General features: G+C 72.8%; 17 protein-coding genes. 7 read left to right on the forward strand and 10 right to left on the reverse strand.

Annotation, left to right across the window (positions count from 1 at the left end; all coding sequences use genetic code 11):
* Positions 1-547: 547 nt before the first annotated feature.
* Positions 548-3,109 (reverse strand): FxSxx-COOH system tetratricopeptide repeat protein, encoded by a 2,562-nt coding sequence (gene fxsT, locus D458_RS0128040; protein WP_026119750.1) that lies wholly within the window; start codon positions 3,107-3,109, stop codon positions 548-550.
* A 303-nt stretch (positions 3,110-3,412) separates the two neighbouring features.
* Between fxsT and D458_RS0128045 the strand changes: the two genes are divergently transcribed.
* From D458_RS0128045 to D458_RS0128055, 3 genes are all read left to right on the forward strand, one after another.
* Positions 3,413-5,149, forward strand: a complete 1,737-nt coding sequence (locus tag D458_RS0128045) for an nSTAND1 domain-containing NTPase (protein ID WP_017590043.1) — start codon at positions 3,413-3,415, stop codon at positions 5,147-5,149.
* Between the two features lie 2 nt (positions 5,150-5,151).
* Complete coding sequence (locus D458_RS37185; RefSeq protein WP_017590044.1) at positions 5,152-5,697, forward strand: hypothetical protein; 546 nt, start codon at positions 5,152-5,154, stop codon at positions 5,695-5,697.
* Between the two features lie 78 nt (positions 5,698-5,775).
* Positions 5,776-6,240, forward strand: coding sequence for a pyridoxamine 5'-phosphate oxidase family protein (locus D458_RS0128055; RefSeq protein WP_017590045.1), 465 nt, complete (start codon positions 5,776-5,778; stop codon positions 6,238-6,240).
* A 49-nt stretch (positions 6,241-6,289) separates the two neighbouring features.
* On the opposite strand, the gene D458_RS0128060 is transcribed toward D458_RS0128055, so the two are convergent.
* From D458_RS0128060 to D458_RS0128075, 4 genes are all read right to left on the reverse strand, one after another.
* The gene (locus tag D458_RS0128060) at positions 6,290-7,414 is read right to left on the reverse strand and encodes an AAA family ATPase (RefSeq protein WP_017590046.1); all 1,125 of its coding nucleotides are present in this window, start codon (positions 7,412-7,414) and stop codon (positions 6,290-6,292) included.
* Positions 7,398-8,186, reverse strand: a complete 789-nt coding sequence (locus tag D458_RS0128065; protein WP_017590047.1) for an RNA ligase family protein — start codon at positions 8,184-8,186, stop codon at positions 7,398-7,400. The genes D458_RS0128060 and D458_RS0128065 overlap by 17 nt, the downstream gene beginning before the upstream one ends.
* A gap of 115 nt (positions 8,187-8,301) precedes the next feature.
* On the reverse strand, positions 8,302-9,579 hold the full coding sequence (locus D458_RS0128070) for a DUF2786 domain-containing protein (RefSeq protein WP_026119751.1): 1,278 nt from the start codon (positions 9,577-9,579) through the stop codon (positions 8,302-8,304).
* 178 nt (positions 9,580-9,757) lie between these two features.
* Positions 9,758-10,555, reverse strand: coding sequence for an SAM-dependent methyltransferase (locus D458_RS0128075; RefSeq protein ID WP_017590049.1), 798 nt, complete (start codon positions 10,553-10,555; stop codon positions 9,758-9,760).
* 333 nt (positions 10,556-10,888) lie between these two features.
* Here D458_RS0128075 and D458_RS0128080 point away from each other — a divergent pair, with 333 nt between their 5' ends.
* Complete coding sequence (locus D458_RS0128080; RefSeq protein ID WP_026119752.1) at positions 10,889-12,475, forward strand: cytochrome P450 family protein; 1,587 nt, start codon at positions 10,889-10,891, stop codon at positions 12,473-12,475.
* Positions 12,476-12,584: 109 nt separating this feature from the next.
* Here the strand turns inward: D458_RS0128080 and D458_RS34460 are convergent, their stop codons facing one another.
* From D458_RS34460 to D458_RS0128100, 4 genes are all read right to left on the reverse strand, one after another.
* Positions 12,585-13,820: an alpha/beta hydrolase family protein gene (locus D458_RS34460; protein WP_017590050.1), complete on the reverse strand. Its 1,236-nt coding sequence runs from the start codon at positions 13,818-13,820 to the stop codon at positions 12,585-12,587.
* A 176-nt stretch (positions 13,821-13,996) separates the two neighbouring features.
* On the reverse strand, positions 13,997-14,653 hold the full coding sequence (locus D458_RS0128090; protein ID WP_017590051.1) for a LutC/YkgG family protein: 657 nt from the start codon (positions 14,651-14,653) through the stop codon (positions 13,997-13,999).
* Positions 14,654-14,694: 41 nt separating this feature from the next.
* On the reverse strand, positions 14,695-16,125 hold the full coding sequence (locus D458_RS0128095; protein ID WP_017590052.1) for a lactate utilization protein B: 1,431 nt from the start codon (positions 16,123-16,125) through the stop codon (positions 14,695-14,697).
* The gene (locus D458_RS0128100) at positions 16,122-16,862 is read right to left on the reverse strand and encodes a (Fe-S)-binding protein (RefSeq protein WP_017590053.1); all 741 of its coding nucleotides are present in this window, start codon (positions 16,860-16,862) and stop codon (positions 16,122-16,124) included. The genes D458_RS0128095 and D458_RS0128100 overlap by 4 nt, the downstream gene beginning before the upstream one ends.
* Before the next feature lie 200 nt (positions 16,863-17,062).
* On the opposite strand from D458_RS0128100, the gene D458_RS0128105 reads away from it, so the two are divergent.
* Positions 17,063-17,770 (forward strand): FadR/GntR family transcriptional regulator, encoded by a 708-nt coding sequence (locus D458_RS0128105; RefSeq protein WP_017590054.1) that lies wholly within the window; start codon positions 17,063-17,065, stop codon positions 17,768-17,770.
* Positions 17,771-17,830: 60 nt separating this feature from the next.
* Here the strand turns inward: D458_RS0128105 and D458_RS0128110 are convergent, their stop codons facing one another.
* Positions 17,831-18,142 (reverse strand): hypothetical protein, encoded by a 312-nt coding sequence (locus D458_RS0128110; RefSeq protein ID WP_017590055.1) that lies wholly within the window; start codon positions 18,140-18,142, stop codon positions 17,831-17,833.
* A 164-nt stretch (positions 18,143-18,306) separates the two neighbouring features.
* Here D458_RS0128110 and D458_RS0128115 point away from each other — a divergent pair, with 164 nt between their 5' ends.
* On the forward strand, positions 18,307-19,155 hold the full coding sequence (locus D458_RS0128115) for an ion transporter (protein WP_017590056.1): 849 nt from the start codon (positions 18,307-18,309) through the stop codon (positions 19,153-19,155).
* A 158-nt stretch (positions 19,156-19,313) separates the two neighbouring features.
* The gene (gene pgi / locus D458_RS0128120; RefSeq protein WP_017590057.1) at positions 19,314-21,014 is read left to right on the forward strand and encodes a glucose-6-phosphate isomerase; all 1,701 of its coding nucleotides are present in this window, start codon (positions 19,314-19,316) and stop codon (positions 21,012-21,014) included.
* Positions 21,015-21,109: the final 95 nt, after the last annotated feature.

Below are 21,109 nucleotides of genomic sequence, written 5' to 3' on the forward strand. Positions count from 1 at the left end.
ATGCGGAGAAGAAGTGACGGAATCGTGAGCGGTGCTTTTCGCGACAAGGTTCGGCCGCCTCTCCCGGGTCATGTCGAATCGCTGTTCCGGCGACAGGAATGGGATTTCGCCTCGCGGGCCGTGGCGTTCGGGGCCCGTGGGGCGGGAACAAACGCGAGTTCACCTGGCACGGATCGATTCCCGGCGGAACGGGTTCTCAGGCCAGGACGCCCGCACTGCTGCGCGGAGGTGGGCTACCCACGAACGACGTTTCCGGACACCCATGGGAAGTGCATGGATCGGCAAACGCGATAACCCGGCTGTATTGTGCGAATTCCGCCTCGCGAGGTCGCCTGCGCGGCACGGGGGAGCCGAGCCTGAGAAGAGGCCCGGGCGGTCCGGCGGCGTGAACGCGGACGGCCGCGCCCCGTCCGGGTGGTGCGTACGGGGCCGGGAGGCCCCGGGAGAGTCCTCGGGCCGGGCACGGGGCGGGTCGGGCGGAGACCGGTTCCCGCCCGCTCCCGCGCGGCAATTCGCTCCCGTGCAGCGTTCCGCTCCCGTGCGGTGTTCAGAGCAGGGGAGGGTCGAAGTCGGCGACGAGTCTGCGGCCCTCGGCCATCGCGCCGGTGAAGTCGTGTTCGCGGCCCAGCGTCCGCAGGTATCCGTCGAGGGTCCGCTCGGCCAGCGCCTCGGCCTCCTCCGTCTCCTGTTCCCCGCGCAGGTCCAGTACCAGGTTGGAAGCGCAGGCCAGGGTGCTCGGGTGGTTCTCGCCCAGCAGGGCACGGTAGCGGCGCAGGGTGCCGCGGCCCAGCCGGGCGGCGTCCTTGGTCTCACCGAGGGCGGACAGGTCGTTCGCCAGGTTGGTGGCGGCCGCCAGCGTGTAGTGGTGGTTGCGGCCGAGCCTGGCCTCCAGAGCGGTCAGCGCCGCCTCGTTCATCGAGCGGGACCGTTCCGGATCGCCCGTCAGCCGGTGCATCAGGGCCACGCTGCTCGTGCACCCGTGCTTGTAGGGGTGGTCGGCGCCGTAGGCCTGCGCGTAGCGCATGTCGGTGTCCTCGGCCAGTTCCAGGGCCTCGGCCAGCTCGCCGGTCATCCGCCACAGGCTGGCCAGGCACATCGCCGCGGCCAGGGTGCTCGGGTGGTTGACGCCGTGCAGGCGCAGGTAGCGCTCGTGGGCGTCCCGGCCGAGTTCGAGGGCCTCGTCGAGCTCGCCCGAGAGCCGCCGGGCGATCGTCAGGTCCACCTGGGTGCGCAGGGTCCGCGGGTCGTCCACGCCGAGCTGGTCCCGGCCGTAGGCGAGCGCGTCCTCGCCCAGGTCGCAGGCCTCGGTGTAGTCCCCGGCCAGCCGCACCGCCTGGGCCAGCCCGGCCCAGAACACCAGCAGGGTGGGTGAGCCGTCCGTGCGGCCACTGTGCTTGAGGAGCATGTAGGCGCGTTCGTGCCTGCTCCGCGCACCGGCGAAGTCGCTGGTGAGGGCGTACCCCAGGGCCAGGTTGTTCAGGGCGGTCAGAGTCGCGGGGTCGCGCGGGCCGAAGGCCTCCTGGTACAGGCGCAGCACCTCCTCGTCGTGCTCGCGCGCCTGCCAGAAGTCGCCGCGGGCCCGGTAGTCCGCGCCCAGCCCGGAGAGCACCGACAGGGTCTCCGGGTGGGAGTGGCCCAGGGTGCGGCGCATCTTCGGCAGGATGGTCCGGTTGAGGTCGTGCGACTCGGCGTAGCGTCCCAGGTCCCGGAGCCGGTTCGCGTACCTGGCCTGGGCCTCCAGCACGAACGAGTCCTCCTCGCCGGAGTCGGCCGTCCACGTCTCGATGAAGTTCCGGGCGTAGCGGCTGGCGGTCTCGTAGTCACCGGACACGTACAGGAAGTTCAGCACGTTCAGCGCGAAGCGCCGCACCTCGGGCAGGTCGGACTCGGCGACCCGGGCCGGGCGCATGTGGGAGAGGAGCTCTAGGTAGCGGGCCTGCGCGGCGGGGTCCGTGAGGGTCTTCGGCGCCGCCGCGCTGAGCAGCGACCACACCTCGACCCGGATCGACTCCCGGGTCGGCTCGTCCAGCTCCTCGCGCAGGAGCGCCTGGATCAGCCGGTGCACCTGGATGGTGCGGTTGGCCTGGTCCAGGCGGACCAGGGCGTACCGTCCCAGCTGCCCGATGGCCTTGCTCAGCCGGATGGGGTCGGCCAGCAGCTCCGCCATCGCCGGTCGGATCGGGCCGTTCTCCACCGGGAAGAACAGGTCGCGGGGGATGGGTTCGGGGCCGAAGAAGGCGCAGCAGCGCAGCAGCTCCATCGCCTCGGGCAGGTTCTCGCTGAGCCTGGCCACGGACAGCTGCCAGGCCGCGGTCATCGGCTTGGGGTACTCCGGCGGCTTGCCCTCGCGCAGCAGCGGGCCGGTGCGCTCGGACAGCAGGCGCAGGTACTCCCGGGTGGACATGCCCGTCTCGGCCTGGAGGGCCCCGGCCTGCTCCAGTGCCAGGGGAAGGTGGCCCAGCGCCTCGGACAGCTCGGCGGCCTCCTCGGTGGTGATGCCGCGGGGGATGCGCTTCCTGAGGAACTCCACGCTCTCGTGCTCGGTGAACACGTTGACCGGGACCGTCTCGGCCACACCCGCCCAACGGTGGTTGCGGGTGGTGATCAGGACGTGTCCCGGACCCTGCGGGATGAGGTCGGTGAGCTCCTCCGGCTCGTCGGCGTTGTCGAAGACGAGGAGCCAGCGCGCGTACGGCTCACCCTTGCGCAGGGCCTCCAGCACCCCGTTGGCGGCCTCCTCCACCCCGGTCACCGCGGGCCCGGGAAGGTTCAGGTACGGCGCCAGGTGGGCCAGCGAGGAGTCCACGAGGCCCGGCTGGTCGGCCATGACCCACCAGACCAGGTCGTACTCGTTCCGGTACCGGTGGGCGTACTCCACGGCCGTCAGGGTCTTGCCGACACCGCCGTAGCCCTGGAGCGTGCGGGGGACGGGCGGGCCCTCGGGAGAGCGGGGGAAGGCGGCCGCGCCCCGGCCGAGCAGGCCGGCGCGGAGTTCGCTGATCAGTTCGGCGCGTCCGGTGAAGTTCTTGTGGCGTGGCGGAACCCTTCCCCACACTTCCGGGAATCGGTTCTCGACCTGGCCGGGAGGGCTCCCTTGGGAAACGGTCACGCGTTTTCCTCCGGTTTCACATTGGCCCCATGGGTATTTCCTTTTCCCGAAAACGGAAATGCCCAGGTGTTGTTCGGTGTCGGTGGATGTCGTCCTGGAGGTGCGTATGTGCAATCAGCGTAGGCGATGGGTTCGGGGAACGACAGGTGTGCGGAGGACACTTCGTGCGGTGCGCCGGAAACACTTCCGGTAAAAGGGAACGGGAATACCGCCAGGACTCGAAAGGGGCTCTGGTTCATGGCACCATGGACAGCGCTGTTTCGAGCCGGACCACCCCCTTTCTCGCTGGCCGGGAGCCGCTTCATGACACGAGCCGCCATCGGGCGCGCGCACGGCCCGTTCGTCGGGACGCGGCCCTTCCGCGCCCGGGACCGCCGGCTCTTCCACGGCCGCCGAGCGGAGACCGAGGAACTGGTGCGTTCCTGGAGCCGCCACCGGCTCACCGTGCTCCACGGCGACAACGGGGTCGGCAAGACCTCCCTGGTGGGCGCCGGGGCCGCACCCCTCCTCGCCGACCGCGGCAGCACCGTCCTGCCCACGGGGGAGCTGTGCTTCGACCCGGGCTTTCCCGCCGCGGTCCTCCCCGGCCAGAACCCCTACACCCGGGCCCTGCTGGCGCTCTGGAGCCCGTCGGAGTTCCCCGCCCGCGGACCCGGCACCTCGATCACCGACTTCCTGCGCACCCACGAGAGCACCGACCGCCAGGGCCTGCCCCGCCCCGTTTTCGCCGTCCTGGACCGGACCGAACTCCTCCTGCGCCGCTCGGCCGCGCCCGAACCGTGGCGCAGGGACTTCCTGGACGAGCTGTTCACCGCCGTGGAGAACCGCCCTGAACTGCGTCTTCTGCTGACCGTGCGCACGGGGCACCTGGAAGAGCTCAGGCGCCTGGTGGACAAACGCGACGTCGACCACGCCGAGGTCGGACTGGCCCCGTTCGCCCCCGGCGCCGCCATCGAGGCGGTCGCGCGCTCCCTGGCCCTGGCCGGTTCGCCCGCCTCCTCCGGTGAGCCGGGGCGCCTGGTCGAGGAGGCCCGCACGGTCCGCGACCCGCGCGGGCGCCCCCGCGCGCACTCCGGCACCGTCGACCCCGCCCTCCTCCAGCTCCTGGGCCTGACCCTGTGGGAGCGGGCGGCCGGGGCCGGCACCGCCCTGGTCCCGGACTCCGACACCGAGGTCGACCGCGCCCTCACCGAACGCCTGGCCGGGGTCCTGGAGGAGGTGGCCGACGAGCACCTGGTGCCGCCCGACGTCCCCCACGCCTGGTTGCGCCGGGTGGTGGCCGCCGGGGAACAGGGGGTGGGACGCCCTGTCGGCGAGGACCCGGACGACGCGCTCACCCCCGGAATCGTGCACGCCCTGGAGGACCGCCACCTGGTCACCACCGACCGGGACGGATCCGCCTACCTGTTACGCCACCCGAGGCTGGCCCGCCCCCTGACGGCGCTGGCCCTGTCGCCCTACGCACGGGGGACGACGCCCTGGACCGGCCGGGACCGCCTGCGCATCGCCCGAGCCGCCCACACCCGCGGCGAGCCGGCGCTGGCCGCCGAACACGCACAGCTGGCACTGCGCGCCGAACCCGCTCCCGGGCCGAGGGTGCGGGCGCTGCTCACGGCGCTCCTGGGCGACCTCGCCTTCGAACGCGGCGACCACGGGGCCGCCGCCGCGCACTACGCGCAGGCGGCGAGGGAACGGGAGGCGGACGGCGACGGTGCCGCGGTCCCCAGGCTGCTGGTGGCGGAGGCCCGCAACCGGCTGCTGGCGGGGGAGCGCTCGGCGGCGCTGACGGGGCTGGCGGCGGCCGAGGGGCGGGTGCACGCCGACCCCAGCCTGCGGACCGGGATCGGACAGGTACTCCGGCTCGCGGGGCAGGCGCAGTCGGCCCTGGACGTGCTGGAGGGCGCGATCGCGGGCGAGGGCGGGATCACCGAGGCGCGGCGGACCCGGGGGCAGATCCGTGCGGAACTCGGGCAGACCCGTGCGGAACCCGGGGAGAGCCGTCCGGAAGAGGGCGGACCGGCCGACGGAAGGAGGGCCTGAACGTGGACACCACCGTCCTGGTGGCGCTGGTCACCGGGATCATCACCGCGATCAGCACGCTGGGAGCCACGGCTCTGACCGCGTACCGGTCCGAGAAGGTCGAGCGATGGCGGGCCGAGCACAACCTGGAGAGGGAGCGGGAACGGCGCGAGTACGAGCAGGACCAGGCGCGGGCACGGGAGGTGCGCGCCCGGCTCGAGGAGGTGCGGAGCAGTGTGCTGAGACTGGGCATCAGCATGCGTCACATCGCCCAGATACGCGTGCAGGGCCCGCCCAGGGCCGGCGGCAACGACCTGGCCGAACAGGTGCACCAGGCCAGGACCCACATCTACGAGGCGGTGATCGCCGTCGAACGCATGCGCGACGTCCTGCCACCGGACCGCCAGGACCGGGTCGACACGTTGCGCGACGCCGTGGACCAGGTGTTCCACCACCTCCAGGCGCGGTCGGGGCGCGGCGCCGACCAGGTGCACCGGAACCTGAGATCGGGGCTCCGTGCCCTGACGGAGGCGGTTCCGGACCGGGACCGGCCCTCGGACCGGGGGTGAGGGGCCTGCTCCCCGTTGACCTCAACTCTGGTTGAGGGTGCACACTCCCCGGTAACCGACTCCGGAACGAGGGACACCGTGTCCGACCCCGCCACCTTCCTGCCCGCGCCCGAGCACCTGCGCGAACGCCTGGCGCGGGACCGCAACGTCTGGCTGTGCACGCTGCGCGCCGACGGATCGCCCCACGTGGTCCCGGTGTGGTTCGTCCACCTACGCGAACGCTGGTGGATCGGGGTCTCCACCGCTTCGGTGAAGGTCCGCAACGCCCTCCGCGACCCCAGGGTGTCGCTGGCCCTGGAGGACGGTGACGCACCCGTCGTCGCCCAGGGGCTGGCGTCCGTCCACGACCGCTTCCCGGCCGACGTGCTCGCCGCCTTCCAGGACCGTTACGCCTGGGATCCGCGCACCCCCTACGGCAGGGACCCCCGCCGTTCCCTGCTGGAGATCGGCGTCACCCGCTGGCTGATGGCCGGGGCCGCCCCCGAGACCACACCGATCTCCGAGACCGCACCGCTCTCCGAGGACAGGCCGCACCCGACATGAGCCCGCCACCCCGCGGCCGCGGGGCGGAGGACAGGGCCCGGCCGTTCGACTAGCCGGTGACCTCGCGGGTCAGGCGGTGGGCCTCGGTGGGGTCGGGGCACTCCCAGCGCCGAACCAGCCGTTCCACCGCGGCAGGCGGGACCGGCGCGGACCTGCGGCCCATCCGTTCACGCAGGACCCGGGGCGGGGCCTCCAGGGCCACGATCTCCACCCGGGCCCGGTAGTCGGCGGCCAGGGCCACGGACCGGGAGCGCAGGTCACGCGAGATGTTGGTGGCGTTCCACACGAACGACCGCCCCGCGCGCAGGTGCTCGCGGGCCCGTTCGGTGGCGGCGACGGCCACCGGGCGCTGGTCGGCGGTGGGCCTGACCCCCAGTTCCGTGCGCAGCGCGTCCAGGCTCACCACCGGCAGCTCCGGCCGGTGCGCCCGGATCCAGTGGTCCTTGCCCGCGCCGGGCAGGCCCGACATCACCGTCACGGTCAGCCGGGTGTCGTCGTGCGCGGCGTAGTCGGGGTCGCGGTCGGGCCTGCGGAAGAACCAGAACCGGGCGTGGTCGGAGGGGAAGTCGCGCGGGCGGTCCAGGCAGCGCTGTTCGGCGCAGTACTCGGCGTAGAGCCCGATGTTGTCCAGGACCTCGGAGGTGTCCCCGCACTCACGGCCGAGGATGTCGGCGGTGGCCAGCAGGACGAGGTCGTCGTTGCGGGCCAGCAGGCTCGCCCGGAAGGCGATCTGTCGCAGGTCGGGGCGTTCCAGCGCCCAGAAGGGGATCTGGTGGTGGCGGACCAGCGCCGCCACGTGCTCGCGCCACCCGACCGGGGCCCCGGCCTCCCAGAGGATCCGGCGGGCCAGCAGGTCGCCCCGGCGGGAGTGCCCGTGCGCGGTCACCCGGCCGTCCTCGTCCCTGCGGGTGCACAGCGGTTTGGCCACGTCGTGCAGGAGCACCGCGGCGAACAGCCGGACCCGTTCCCCGGCGGGCCGGGCCCGCCACCGCGGCAGCCCGGCCAGGGCCTCGCACGCCATCCGGGTGTGGGTCTCCACGTCGCCCTCGGCGTGGTGCACCGGGTCCTGCTCCACCCCGGCCAGGCTCCGGACCCAGGCGAAGGCCTCCCGTACCCGGTCCCAGTCCAGGTCCCAATGGGGAGGTGCCGGGCACAGTTCATCGAACACCCGCATACAGCACCTCCGGGTCGGCCAGCGCGTTGGCGATCAGGGGCCGGTCCAGCCAGTGGGTGCCCGCGTCCAGGATCGCGGTGGTGAACTCCGAACGCACCCACTTGTACCGGTCGACCGTGTGGTCGCCCTCCTCGACCTTGACGTAGAGCCCCTCCATGAGGTCGGAGCCGTCCGTCTCGGCCAGGGCTCGTTCGGGATCGGCCCCGCCGGCCCGCGCCGCGTCGGCCAGCGCCCGCCGCCACCCGGGGGTCCGGCAGGTGGAGGTCCCCACCAGGGCGGTCAGCTCCTTGATCGAGGCCAGCGGGCCCTCGTGCAGCACGGGAACCGACACCACGGGCGCCCCGGCCAACAGCTCCCGCCTGCGCGGGGTGGACAGGAACACCCCGTCCCTGGTGTCGAGGACGTCGAACTCGCAGAAGTAGTGCGGCAGCGCGTCGTAGAAGACGGTGTGCCTGGCGTACAGCCATTCGCCGTAGAGCACGTACCGGTCGCCCAACCGCGGCCGCAGGGTCGGCGCGACCGCCGCCGCCCAGGCCTTGAACGGGGCGAACTGCCGCTCCCTCGGCCCGCCGGTCAGGTAGTGGCCCCGGCTCTGGAGCCGCAGTTCACCGTCGGGCCCGAAACTGATCCCGGCGTTGGCGCCGTCGAGCTTCTCCTCCACGACCAGGTGCCGTCCGGCCAGGTGGTCGAACGGTGCGGCCGACAGGTCGTGGTCACCGGGCTGGAGCCGCGACCCGCGGATGTGCCGGGTGCGCGGGTACTTGCGAAGCATGTGTCGGTTCTACACAGCCGGGGCCCTCCGCGGCCACCGGTTTTCTCAGCGGCCACACGCCACAAGGGCCGTGCGGCGGGTCACCGGCCCAGAGCTGACCCGCCCCGTCCACTCCCTAGGTCAGCCGGGTGCGGGCGCCCAGGGAGGCGGCGTCGGCGGCGGCGCGCCCCTCGTACCAGCCCTCGGCGCTGGAGGGACCCCGGACCCGGGACGTGGTCAGGGCGCCGAACGCCTCGTCCACGGCGGCCTCCACCGCCTTCTCCCGGGCGGCGAACACCGGTACCAGGTCGGTGCCGGTCTCGGCGGTGACCGCCTCCTCGGCGGCGCGCGCCGACTCGGTCAACCGCTCACCGACCCGTACCCCGAACGCGGACATGAACGAGGCCCGAAAGTCCTTGCGGGCGCTGCGCCCGGACCGGTCCCGCGCCGAACCGCTCACCCGCATCGCCGCCTCGGCCTGGACCAGCAGCGACGTGTACAGCAGGTCCACCGCCTCCACGTCGCCGGGGAAACCCATCACGGTGCTCAGCCCCAGCTCCCGGTGCCACACGGCCCGGCAGTGGTTGGCCTCGGCGACCTCGTTCAGCAGCACGGCCCGGTGTTCGTCGTAGGGCGAGTCCACCGGGAGCCTGCGGGCCGCCGCGGCCTCGGGCTCCTCGGGGTCCTCCGCCACCAGGGCGAGGTCGATGCTGTGCCGCGCCATCATCTCCTGGGCGCGCGCGGTCAGCGCCTCGGCCTCCTGCGGGAACTCGGTCGACTCCGCCTTGGCCAGCAGCGCGCGCACGCGCTGCAGGCGCCCCCGGTCCACGGGCGCCGAGCTCCTGCGGCCCGGACGGAAGGTGCCGGGCGGCGGGCCCAGACGGCGCATCGGCGGCAGGACGCGCAGCAGCGCCAGCAGCCGCAGCACCACCTCGACCACCTCGAACCTCAGCAGCCCGTGCTCGCTTCCCAGACGGGTCAGGTGCTGATCACCCGAGGCCGGTGCGGCCGCGCCCAGGGCCCGGACCTGCTCGGCCCAACGGGGGTCCACCGTGGCGGCGGAGTGGCGCTCCAGGTCGGCGGTGACGGCGTCCGCGCACACGGCCGCGGCCAGCGGTCCGGACTCGCGGGTGACGTGCCGGACCGTCTCCGCGGGCTGCCAGCCGCGCGCCCAGGCGTCGGCCACCGCGAAGAGCAGGGTGTCGGAGAGCGCACGGCCCGCCGCCCCGGCCCAGGCGGGGTCCTCCACGTCGGCCAGCCGGGCCGCGGCCAGATCCACCCCGCCGCCCTCCTGCCCGCGGACCAGAGCGTCGACGGCGCCGGTGACCACCTCCACGGGCGTGTCCGAAGGACCGGGCCCGGCCCACTCGGCCGTCACCCGCGCGTCGCCGCGTCTGCGGCTTTTCCTGCCCACGGTGCTTCTCCCCGGTCGGATGCTGTGAGGCTCCGCGATCGCCGCGCCCCGGCCGGGCCGGGTGCGCACCTCCGTGGAGCCGACTGGCCATCCTACCGGCCCTGACGGTCAGGGCTCCGGCCAGGGGCGGGACGCGGGGGAGGGGTGTGGGGGAGGGGTGCGGGGACCGTCGGCGGGCTCAGGGTTTGCGGGCCACACCGCCGTACTGGGCGACCGCCTGGGCGGTGCCCACCCGGGCCGGTTCGGGCCGCCAGAACGGGACGGAGACCACGCCGGGCTCCAACAGGTCCAGACCGTCGAAGAAGGCGCTGATCTCCTCCGGGGTGCGCAGGTGGATGGGCTGGGCGGCGTTCTCGTTCCAGGCCGCGGACGCGTCGACGATCTGCCGGCTGGTGTCGGTGCTGTCACACAAGGCGAGGAAGCTGCCCGATGGTAGGGCGTCCACGTAGGTGCGAACCAGGGCATAGGTCTTCTCGTCCGCGGGGAAGTGCCCGAGCGTGCCCATGATGACCAGACCGATCGGCCGGGTGAAGTCCAGGTGCTCCCGGGCCCGGGCCAGCAGCGGCTCGGGGTCGAGCAGGTCGGCGTCGATGTAGTGGGTGCTGCCCTCGGGCGTGCTGGTCAGCAGGGCGCGGGCGTGGACGAGCACCATCGGGTCGTTGTCGACGTAGACGATCTTGGAGTCAGGGGCGACGGCTTGGGCGACCTCGTGGGTGTTGTCGGCGGTGGGCAGGCCGGTGCCGATGTCCAGGAACTGCCTGATGCCCTCCTCCCTGGCCAGATGTGTGACCGAGCGGATGATGAACCGGCGGTCGGCGCGGGCGAGCTCGACGATCTCGGGGAAGGCCTGCTCGATCTGCTCGCCCAGCTCACGGTCGGCCGGATAGTGGTCCTTGCCGCCCAACCAGTAGTTGCACACCCGTGCGGAGTGGGGGACGGTCGTGTCCAGAGGGGCGGTGGGGGCGGTGTCCGACATGGGGGCCTTCCGGCTCGGCGGGGATTCCGGGAATCAGCGGAAGTATCCTCCGCCGCGGCGCCGCGGGGCAAGCCGGACCCCCTTGCCCGCAAGGCTTTCCGGCCTGCCGACGCCCCCTTCCGCCCAGACCTGCCGACGCCCCTTCCGCCCCTTCCTCCCCGCCGGCTGCACCGGGGGTTCTTCCCGCGCTGAGCGCTATGCCGTCTTGGACCGCCTTGGCCTCGACTGGGGTCCGGTGACCGACACCGAAAGGTGCGCCTTTCCTCGCGGAAGCACCCCGGAAACATCGGAGACATAGCCTCGCCCCCCAACCGCAGCCACTGAGGAGTCTCCATGCGCCAGGGAACCGGGTCCACGGGCGGCGACGACGCCGCCCGTGGCGGGTCGGAGGACGCCGTCCACGGAGGGGCGACGGGCGCCGCCCGCTGTCCCCACACCGGCGAAGGTCCCCTGCCCCTGCACCGGGAACGGGGCCCGGGGGAGGACCGCGGGGAGGGACTGCCCTGGGAGCGGTTGCGCTCCCAGTACGGCGGTCTGGCCCCGGTGGAGATCACGCCCGGTGTGTCCGGCTGGCTCCTGCTCGGCTACAAGGAGAACCTCCAGGTCCTGCGCGACCAGACCTACTTCTCCGCCGATCCGCGCCCCTGGAGCCCCAGCGGGGCACCGCCCGCCCGCAGCGGGGCGCTGGCCCGCGACGGCGACGAGCACCAGCGGCTGCGCCTGCCCATCGTGGAGGCACTCGCCTCGGTGGGCACCCCGCAGCTGGTCCCGGTGGTGGAGCGCGCCGCGGTGCGGCTGATCGGCGCGGTCGAGGCCGAGGGCGCCGCCGACCTCATCGCCGACTACGCCGCCCCGCTGCCCGCGCTCATCCTCAACGAGCTCTTCGGCCTGCCCGACTCCTACGGGCGCCTGCTCGCCGACCTCACCGCGCGCCTGTGGAGCGGTGACCCGGACCGGGCCGAACCCGCCGCCCTGGCCGTGCGCTCCTACTTCCAGGGGCTGGTCGTCCGCAGACGCGCGGAACCGGGCAAGGACCTCGCCAGCCTGGTCCTGGCGCACCCGCACGGCCTCAGCGACGAGGAGGCGGTCGAGGCGCTGTCCCTGCTGTGGGAGACCGGGCACGAGCCCACCACCCACCTCATCGGCAACGCCCTGCTCAAACTGCTCGAGGACCCGAACGTGTGGACCGCCTACCTCGGCGGCACGCTCACCCCGGAGGACTTCGTCGACTACGTCATGTGGACGGACTCACCGATCCGCATGCTCGCCGGGCGCTACTCGACCATGGACATCAGGTTCGCGGGGGCCCGGATCCGCCAGGGCGAACCGCTGCTGTTCGGGTTCGCCTCCGCGCACACCGACCCCTCCGTGGCCCGCGGCGCCGACGACGCGATCGCCCTGGCGGGGAACCGCTCCCACCTGTCCTGGGGTGCCGGCGCTCACCGGTGCCCGGCCACCGCCTTCGCCCGGGAGCTGGTGCGCACCGCCATCGACACCGCGGTGGACCGCATGCGGGGCATGGTGATGGCGGTCGAACCCCCCGAACTGAAGTGGCGCTCCTCGCTGAGCGTGCACGGTCTGCTGGAGCTGCCCGTGTGGTTCACCCCGACCGGGGAACGGGGCCGGAGCCGGGAACGGCCCGAGGAGTCGCGCCCCGAGCCCGTCGTCACGCGCTGGGTCCGCCGCAGGAAGCGCAAACCGCCCGCGCAGGGCGCCCGCTACCAGGCTCCGCTGACCAAGGGCGGTGGGACCGAGGACACGGATCCCGCCCCGGCCGTTCCCCGGCAGGCGCCCCGGTCCAGGCCCCGCAGGGCCGCGCCCCAGGGGTCGGGCGCCCGCTACCAGGCGCCGTTCGCGGAGGAGACGCACACCCCCGACCCCCTGGAGCGGCTCCTGGAGACCTGGCGGCCCCGGGACTGATCCCGGTACCCGAAGCCCGACCCCGGAGACGCGGCCCGGGACCGACCCCGGCACCGGAGACGCGGCCCGGGACCGACCCCGGCACCGGAGACCGGCCCGCCCCGAGACCTCAGCCGGTCTCGGGACCCACCACGACCAGCTCGGGGTGGACGCTCTGCGGGTCGTCCAGGATCGGCTGCTCACCGCCGCGCAGGTGGTGGTCGAAGAGGCCGACGGAGTAGTCGCGCACCAGCTGGAGCCCGTGTTCGGGATCCAGGTCCCCGAACTGGGCCCGCCACTGGTCGGGGGTCAACAGGTCCCGCAGGCCGAACTGGTCCATGAGCACCCCCCGGTCCAGGGCGTTGGAGTGCCCGGAGTCGGTGACCCGGATCCACTGGCGCCAGCCGGTCAGACCCGCCCAGCGCTCGTCCCAGCCCTCCCAGGGCCGCCCCTGGTCGTTGGCGAGCAGGGCCAGGGGCTTGTCGATCCCACCTTCCAGCTGGGCCCCGTAGTAGGGCCCATCCAGGTTCAGCCCGGCGGACACGCGTTCCTCGTCGAGCAGGGTCTGGGCGACGGCGGCCCCGCCCCAGGAGTGTCCGATCATCCCCACCCCGGTGGTGTCCAGGGACGAGGAAGCCTCCCAGGCACGGCCGGCCTCCAGTTCGTCGAGGAGGAAGGTGACGTCGGCCGCGCGGGTGATCCCGCCCAGCTCCCAGTCCTCGGCCTGGCAGCCCTCGCACCTGTCCACCAGCCCGTCCGGGAACTCCACGGGCGCGGCCTCGTGGCGGTGGTCGATCCCGGCCACCGCGAAACCGTGGCTGGCCAGCTCCTCGGCGAGCGCACCGGCCCAGGTCCGGGAGAGTCCGGCCCCGGGGGAGAAGAGCACCAGGGGCAGCCCGGACCCGGACGGGGGCGCCTCCGGGGACGAGTGCGTGCCCACCCCGGTCAGCGCCTCCGCGGGCAGGTCCTCGATCCCCAGCTCGGTGAGGGTCGCCTCGGCCTCCGCCTCGGTCAGGTACGGAGCCCGCTCGCCGTCGTCGGATGCAGTCGGGTACCACAGGGTGACCATCAGCTCCCGGTCGCCGCCGACCCACGGATCCTCGCGTTCGGTGTCCGCCAGATGGAAGGTGGTGGTGCCGACGGGGGAGGGGCCGGTGGGGTCGGGCAGGGACGCGGTCGGAGGCTCGTTCCCGGCGTTCCCGGTGTCCTCGGCGCTGCCGGTGTTCTCAGCGGTCCGGGCGTCCGCGCAACCGGCCAGGGCGGTGGTCAGGGCCAGGGCCGGGGCGAGGACCAGGGTGGTGGCGCGCCGCCGCCCCGGGGAGGGCGCGGACGGTGCAGGGGGAGCTGGATGAGAGGGGTGGGACATCGGGGGCCTTCCCGTCGTGGTCGGTACGCGTTCCCCTCAAACGCTAGGAACCGGGAGCGGTCGGCCACGAGGGTGCACACCGTAGATCCCGCTGTGCGCAGACCCGAACCCCGACGGTGGGGCAGGCTCTACCCGCACCGCCCCACCTGCGCTCACACCCTCCGCTCCGCCGGAGTTCAGTCCGCGGACTCCACGATCAGCACCTCCAGGGTGCGGGGACCGTGCACGCCCTCCACCCGGTTGAGTTCGATGTCGCTGGTGGCGGAGGGGCCGCTGATCCACGTGAGCGGACGCGCCGGGTCCAGGAGCCGCACGGCCTGGGGGACCCCGTCCACCACCTGGTCGGCGCGCACCACGCACAGGTGGTAGTCGGGGACCAGCGTGATCGCCCGGCGGCCCTGGTCGGGACCGGCGTCCAGGACGATGGTGCCGGTCTCGGCGACCGCCACCGCGCACCCGGTCACCACCCCGTCGCAGGCGTCCAGTTCGGCCACGGACAGCGGGGACCCGGGGGAGTCGGCGAGCCGACGCGCGGTCACGGAGGCGAACCACTCCCCGGGCGCCCCCTCGGGAACCGCCACCCGGGTGGCGCCGCGCCGTTCCAGCGCCGCCGCGATCCGGTCGGGCAGTTCGGCGGACGACACCCGTTCCACGAGCGCCTTGTAGTCCAGCAACCGGTCCACCAGCACGTCCAGGGTGTCCCCCTCGGCGTGGCTGTCGGCGTAGTCGCGCTCCCACGAACGCGCCACCGGCTCGTCCGCGGGCACGTCGGCCAGCGCCGCCCGGACCCGGGCCAGTACGCGTTCACGCGATCCGCTCGCCCCGCCGCGCACCCGGCCGCCCGTGCCTGCGCTCGTCCCGCCGCTCGCTCCGCTCAACGCCCCTCCTCCTGCTCGCGCTTGTTCCACCACTGCCGGAAGGACTCCTTGGGAACATCCGGGACGTCCCTGGTGTCCGTCCACTTCCCGGCGGTCCCGGGCAGGTTGCGGGGGATGGCGCCGCCCACCGCGCCGGCCGCGCGCTGCACCGCGTCCAGCGCGCCCGCCGAACCGAACACCGCTCCGGCTCCGGCCATCATGGCCTTCTCGCCCACGTGCCCCGGCCCTTCCGCGACCTGTTCGCGCAGGTGCACCAGGACCTCGGGGATGTCGATGGCGACCGGACAGACGTCGTAGCAGGCCCCGCACAGCGACGACGCGTACGGCAGCGCCTTGTCCGCCTCCGAGGCCATCCCCTGGAGCTGCGGGGTGAGGATCGCGCCGATCGGCCCCGGATAGACCGACCCGTAGGCGTGGCCGCCGGTGCGCTCGTAGACCGGGCAGATGTTCAGGCAGGCCGAGCAGCGGATGCAGCGCAGCGCCTGGCGCCCCACGGTGTCGGCGAGCACGTCGGTGCGGCCGTTGTCGAGCAGTACCAGGTGGAATTCCTGAGGTCCGTCGCCCGGGGCCACCCCGGTCCAGGTCGAGGTGTACGGGTTCATCCGCTCTCCGGTGGAGGAACGGGGCAGCAGCTGCAGGAACACCTCGAGGTCGGACCACGTGGGCACGATCTTCTCGATCCCCACCACCGAGATCAGTGTCTCGGGCAGGGTCAGGCACATCCGTCCGTTGCCCTCGGACTCCAGCACCACGAGCGTTCCGGAGTCGGCCACGGCGAAGTTGGCCCCCGAGACCGCCACCTTGGCGCGCAGGAAGAGTTCGCGCAGGTGGACACGGGCGGCCTCGGCCAGCGCCTTGGGGTCGTCGGTGAGCCCCTCGGGGGCGGGGACACCCCACTCCGACATCTGGTCCAGGAAGATCTCCCGGATCTGGGAGCGGCCCAGGTGGATGGCGGGCACCAGGATGTGCGAGGGCAGGTCGTCGCCCAGCTGCACGATGAGCTCGGCCAGGTCCGTCTCGTAGGCGGTGATCCCGGCCGCTTCCAGGGCGTTGTTGAGTTCGATCTCCTGGGTGGCCATCGACTTGACCTTGACCACCTCGGTCTCGCCGGTCTCGCGCACCAGGCGGGTGACGATCGCGTTGGCCTCGGCGGCGTCCGCGGCCCAGTGCACGGTGCCGCCCGCCCGCCGGACCGACTCCTCCAGCTGCTCGAGGTAGTGGTCCAGGTGGCGCAGCGTGTGCGTCTTGACCCGCTCGCCCTCCGAACGCAGCCGCTGCCAGTCGTCGCCCAGCTCACCGACGACCGCGTCGCGTTTGCCGCGGATGGTGCGGGTGGCCTTGTGCAGGTTCTGCCGGGTCCGCGAGTCGCCGACCGCGGTGCGGGCGGCCTCGGGGAAGGGCGGAAGGCCCAGGAATGTGGCACTCAAGTTCGCGCGTACTCCTTCTCGGTGCTGGCCAGGATCTCGGCGATGTGCGCGATCCGCATACCGGAGCGCTGGCGGGACAGGGTGCCGCCGATGTGCATCAGGCAGGAGTTGTCCACCGCGCACAGGACCTCGGCGCCGGTGCCGACCACGTGGCGGGCCTTGTCGAAGGCCATCGCCGCGGAGACGTCGCCGTTCTTGACCGAGAACGTGCCCCCGAACCCGCAGCACTCGGTCGCGCCGGGCAGTTCGAGCAGTTCCAGGCCGCGCACCGCGCGCAGCAGCTGGTAGGGACGGTCCCCCAGGCCGAGCATGCGCAGCCCGTGGCAGGTGGGGTGGTAGACGACCCGGTGCGGGAAGTAGGCGCCCACGTCGGTCACCTCCAGCACGTCCACGAGGAACTCGGTGAGGTCGTACACGCGCGGTCCGAGGTCGGCCATCTTGCGGGAGAGCCTGCTCCCCGCCGCGCCCAGCTTGGGGTAGTTGTCGCGCACCATCGCGGCGCACGAGGCCGAGGGCACCACGACGGCGTCGGCGTTGTCGAAGGTCTTGGCGAAGCGCACCGCGAGCTTGGCCGCGGGGCGCCGGTAGCCGGTGTTGTAGTGCATCTGCCCGCAGCAGGTCTGCTCCGCGGGGAAGACCACCTCGTGGCCCAGCCGCTCCAGGAGCCGCACCACCGCGCGGCCGGTGCCGGGGAAGAGCGTGTCGTTGACACAGGTGACGAAAAGCGCGATTCGCATGGGCCTCCTTCGTGCCCCGGCCGCGCCCGGTCGGACCGGTCCCAGCCCGGGGACACGGTCCACGGGGCCCAACCGGGGGCAAGTGGTCGGACCACTTTGACATGTCGGTTGATGTGGAGGCAAGCGGGGCAGTGGTGACCGGAACGGGTAGAATCTCGCTGTGATCACACCGATTCCCAGAGCAAAAGGTGGTTGACGGCGTGCGAACCCCGGTCGCCCAGCGGACTGTCGCACAGATCAAGGCGATGATTTCCGACGGAGAGGTAGGACCAGGGCAGCAGCTCCCCACCGAACGCGACCTGTCCGTGCGGCTGGGGGTCTCCCGGGGCTCCGTGCGCGAGGCGATCCGTTCCCTCACCACCCTCGGTGTGCTGGAGGTCCGCCACGGCGCGGGCGTCTACGTCACAGCGCTGCGCCCGGCCGACCTGCTGGAGGCCTTCTCGGTCCTGGCCGAGGTCTCGAGGGACGAGACCCTGCTGGAGGTCCTCCAGGTCCGCCGGATGATCGAACCCGCCGCCACCGCCGTCGCGGCCGCCCGTGCCACCCCCGAGGACCTGGAGCGGATCGGCGCCCTGCTCGACGACATGGAGGACGGCTCCGGGCCCCGGGAGCCCGCCGAGCACGGGGCGGCCGACCTCGGCTTCCACCAGGCCATCGTGGCCTGCGCGGGCAACGCCACCCTCTCCGCCGTCCACGCCGGTCTGTCCTCGCGCACCTTCAACGAACGGGTCTGGGCCGGGCACGGCGAGGCCGGCCTCACCGAGACCCTGCACGAGGACCACCGCCGCATCCACGAGGCCCTCCTGGCCCGCGACCCCGAAGCGGCCCGGGCGGCCGCGGCCGCGCACGTCCTGCGCGTGGAGCGCTGGCTCGGCGCCCGGACCAGCCCCGGGCAGGAAGAGGCCTGACCCGAGGGCCCGGCCCGCGGTCCGCCCGGGACTCTCGGCCCGGGCTCTCGGCGCCGTCCCTCAGCCCCTGCGCCGGCGCTCGGCCCGTTCCGCGTACTCCTCGGCCCTGAGCAGCCGTGCCAGCTCCTCGCGCCCGGGCACGGGGGCGGACTCCTCCTCGGAATCGGGCGCCTGTTCCGGAACCTCCTTGCGGAGTTCGGCGTCTATACCGAGTACCTCGTGGTCCTCGATCTCCTCGATCCGGTAGTCGTCAGGGTGCTCCTCCAGGTAGTCCGCCACGGCGGTGTCCTGATCCGGGGCGCCCACGTCCATCTCGGCGTACACGTCGTCGATGTCCGCGGCGTCTTTGTCGAAGTCTGCGGATTCCGTCACCGGCGGCCCCCTCGCCTCGGTTTCCCTCACTCGATCATGCCTGGTCGGGGCAGGAGACGCCAGTAGGGCACGTACCGAGGGCGATGAGAGCGAAACGGGGCGCAGCCCCCCAGCGGTAGGCTTTTGCGCCGTTGCCCGACACAACGAACGGAGTTCCGCCCACCGTGACCGTGCGCGAACGGGTCAGCGACATCGTCGACTCCCACTGGTTCCAAGGAAGCGTCGTCACCCTCATTCTCGTCAACGCCGTGATCCTGGGGGTCGAGACCTCGCCTCGGATCATGGCCGACCACGGGGACCTGCTGCACAGGGTCGACGTGGTGATCCTCGCGCTCTTCGTGGTCGAGCTGTCCCTGCGGGCCTACGCCCACCGGACCGCCTTCCTGCGCGACCCATGGAGCTGGTTCGACATGGTGATCGTCGGTCTGGCGCTGATGCCCTCCTCCGGGCCCTTCGCGGTGCTCCGTGTCCTGCGCGTCCTCAGGGTGCTGCGGCTGCTGTCGGTGATACCGACCCTGCGCCACGTGGTGGCGGGCCTGTTCCGGGCGCTGCCCGGAATGGCGGCCATCCTCTTCCTGGTCATCCTGCTGCTCTACGTCTCGGGCGTGATGGCCACCAAGCTCTTCCAGGACGTCTCGCCCGAGTACTTCGGGGACCTGCCCACCTCCCTGTTCACCCTCTTCCAGATCTCCACCGCCGACAGCTGGTCCGCGATCGCGAAGGACGTGATGGCGCACCAGCCCCTCGCCTGGATCTTCTTCGTCCTCTTCGTGCTGGTCTCCACGTTCGTGGCCCTGAACCTGTTCGTGGCGGTCGCGGTGGAGGCCCTGGAGAAGGACTCGGGGGTGGGCGGGTCCGCCCCGAGCACGGAGCCGGAGCCGGAACCCGTGCCCCCGCCCGGGTCCGGCAGCGGCCAGGAGCAGATCCTCGCCGAACTGCGCGCTCTCCGGGCGGAGGTGGCGGCCCTGCGCGGCGACCACGAGCGCCAGGGCAGCGCCAACTCCACCCACTGACGCTCTGACGTGCACGGAAACTCCCGTGGTTGGCGGCTTTCATGGGAAGGTGGGGGCAGAGCCCCGTAGGGTGGACGCGGTGTCCGGGAGCTGGTGCCGGACACCGCGTGCCCTGATCATGGACGACGAGGAGCGACCGGATGTCGAGGAGCGACCGGATGTCTGCGAGTACACCCCTCCCTCGGACCGAGGACGTCGGAAACCGGTCCGGTGCGGCCGTCCCCCTGGACCGCACGAAGGAGTGGTCCGCGCTGGCCGGACACCGGGACCGGTTCGGTGACACACACCTGCGGGACCTGTTCGCCGACGACCCCGCACGGGCCGACCGGTACGCGCTCGACGTCGGCGGACTGCACGTCGACTACGCGAAGAACCTCGTCACCGACGAGACCCTGCGCCTGCTCGGCGAGCTGGCCGCCGCCACCGGGGTGGCCGCCCTGCGCGACGCCATGCTGCGCGGCGACCGCATCAACCTCACCGAGGACCGCGCCGTCCTGCACACCGCCCTGCGCGCCCCGCGCCACGCGGTGATCAGGGAGGGCGGGCACGACGTGGTTCCCGAGGTGCACCGGGTCCTGGAGCAGATGGCCGCCTTCGCGGAGCGCGTCCGCTCCCGCACCTGGCTGGGCCACACCGGCAAGCCCGTGACCCGCGTGGTCAACATCGGCATCGGCGGCTCCGACCTGGGCCCCGCCATGGCCTACGAGGCGCTGCGCCCCTACACCGACCGGGGGCTGGAGTTCCGCTTCGTCTCCAACGTCGACGGCACCGACCTGCACGAGGCCCTGGTCGACGCGGACCCCGAGCACACCCTGTTCGTGGTCGCCTCCAAGACCTTCACCACCGTCGAGACCATCACCAACGCCACCGCGGCCCGGGACTGGCTCCTGTCCGGGCTGGGAGCGGGCCCCGGCTCCGACGCGATCGCCAAGCACTTCGTCGCGGTCTCCACCAACGCCGACGAGGTCACGAAGTTCGGCATCGACACCGCCAACATGTTCGAGTTCTGGGACTGGGTGGGCGGCCGCTACTCCTACGACTCGGCGATCGGGCTGTCCCTCATGGTGGCCCTGGGCCCGGAACAGTTCCGCGAGATGCTCGCGGGCTTCCACCTCATGGACACCCACTTCGCCACCGCGCCCCCCGAACGCAACCTGCCGTTCCTGCTCGGCCTGCTCGGTGTCTGGTACGGCGGCTTCTTCGACGCCCAGTCCCACGCGGTGCTGCCCTACAGCCACTACATGTCGAAGTTCACCGCCTACCTCCAGCAGCTCGACATGGAGTCCAACGGCAAGTCGGTCCAGCGCGACGGCCGCCCCGTCACCTGGCAGACCGGCCCGCTGGTGTGGGGCACCCCCGGCACCAACGGCCAGCACGCCTACTTCCAGCTGCTGCACCAGGGCACCCGGTTCGTGCCGGCCGACCTCATCGGCTTCGCCCGGCCCGCCCCGGACCTGCCGGAGGGGCTGGTGCCCCAGCACGACCTGCTGATGGCCAACCTCTTCGCCCAGGGGCAGGCGCTGGCGTTCGGGCGCACCGCCGCCGAGGTCGCCGCCGAGGGGGTGCCCGCGGACCTGGTTCCGCACCGCACCTTCCCCGGTAACCGGCCCACCACCACGATCCTGGCCGAGCGGCTCGACCCGTCGGTGCTCGGTCAGCTGGTCGCCCTCTACGAGCACAAGGTGTTCGTGCAGGGCGCGGTGTGGAACATCAACTCCTTCGACCAGTGGGGCGTGCAGCTCGGCAAGGTCCTGGCCAAGAAGGTGCAGCCCGCCCTGACCGAGGGCGCCGAGGTGCCCGGCCTGGACGCCTCCACCGCTGCCCTGGTCCGGCACTACCGGGACCTGCGCGGCCGCTGACGTCCGGGCCCGGGGCGCGGGGAGACCGCGCTCCGGGCCGCCCGGGTCCTGCCGGGTCCGGGACGACGGTGCCCGCTGTTGCCGGGCCCGGTGCC

The organism is Nocardiopsis ganjiahuensis DSM 45031 (assembly GCF_000341085.1).
In the GTDB taxonomy this organism is placed as follows: Bacteria; Actinomycetota; Actinomycetes; order Streptosporangiales; family Streptosporangiaceae; genus Nocardiopsis; species Nocardiopsis ganjiahuensis.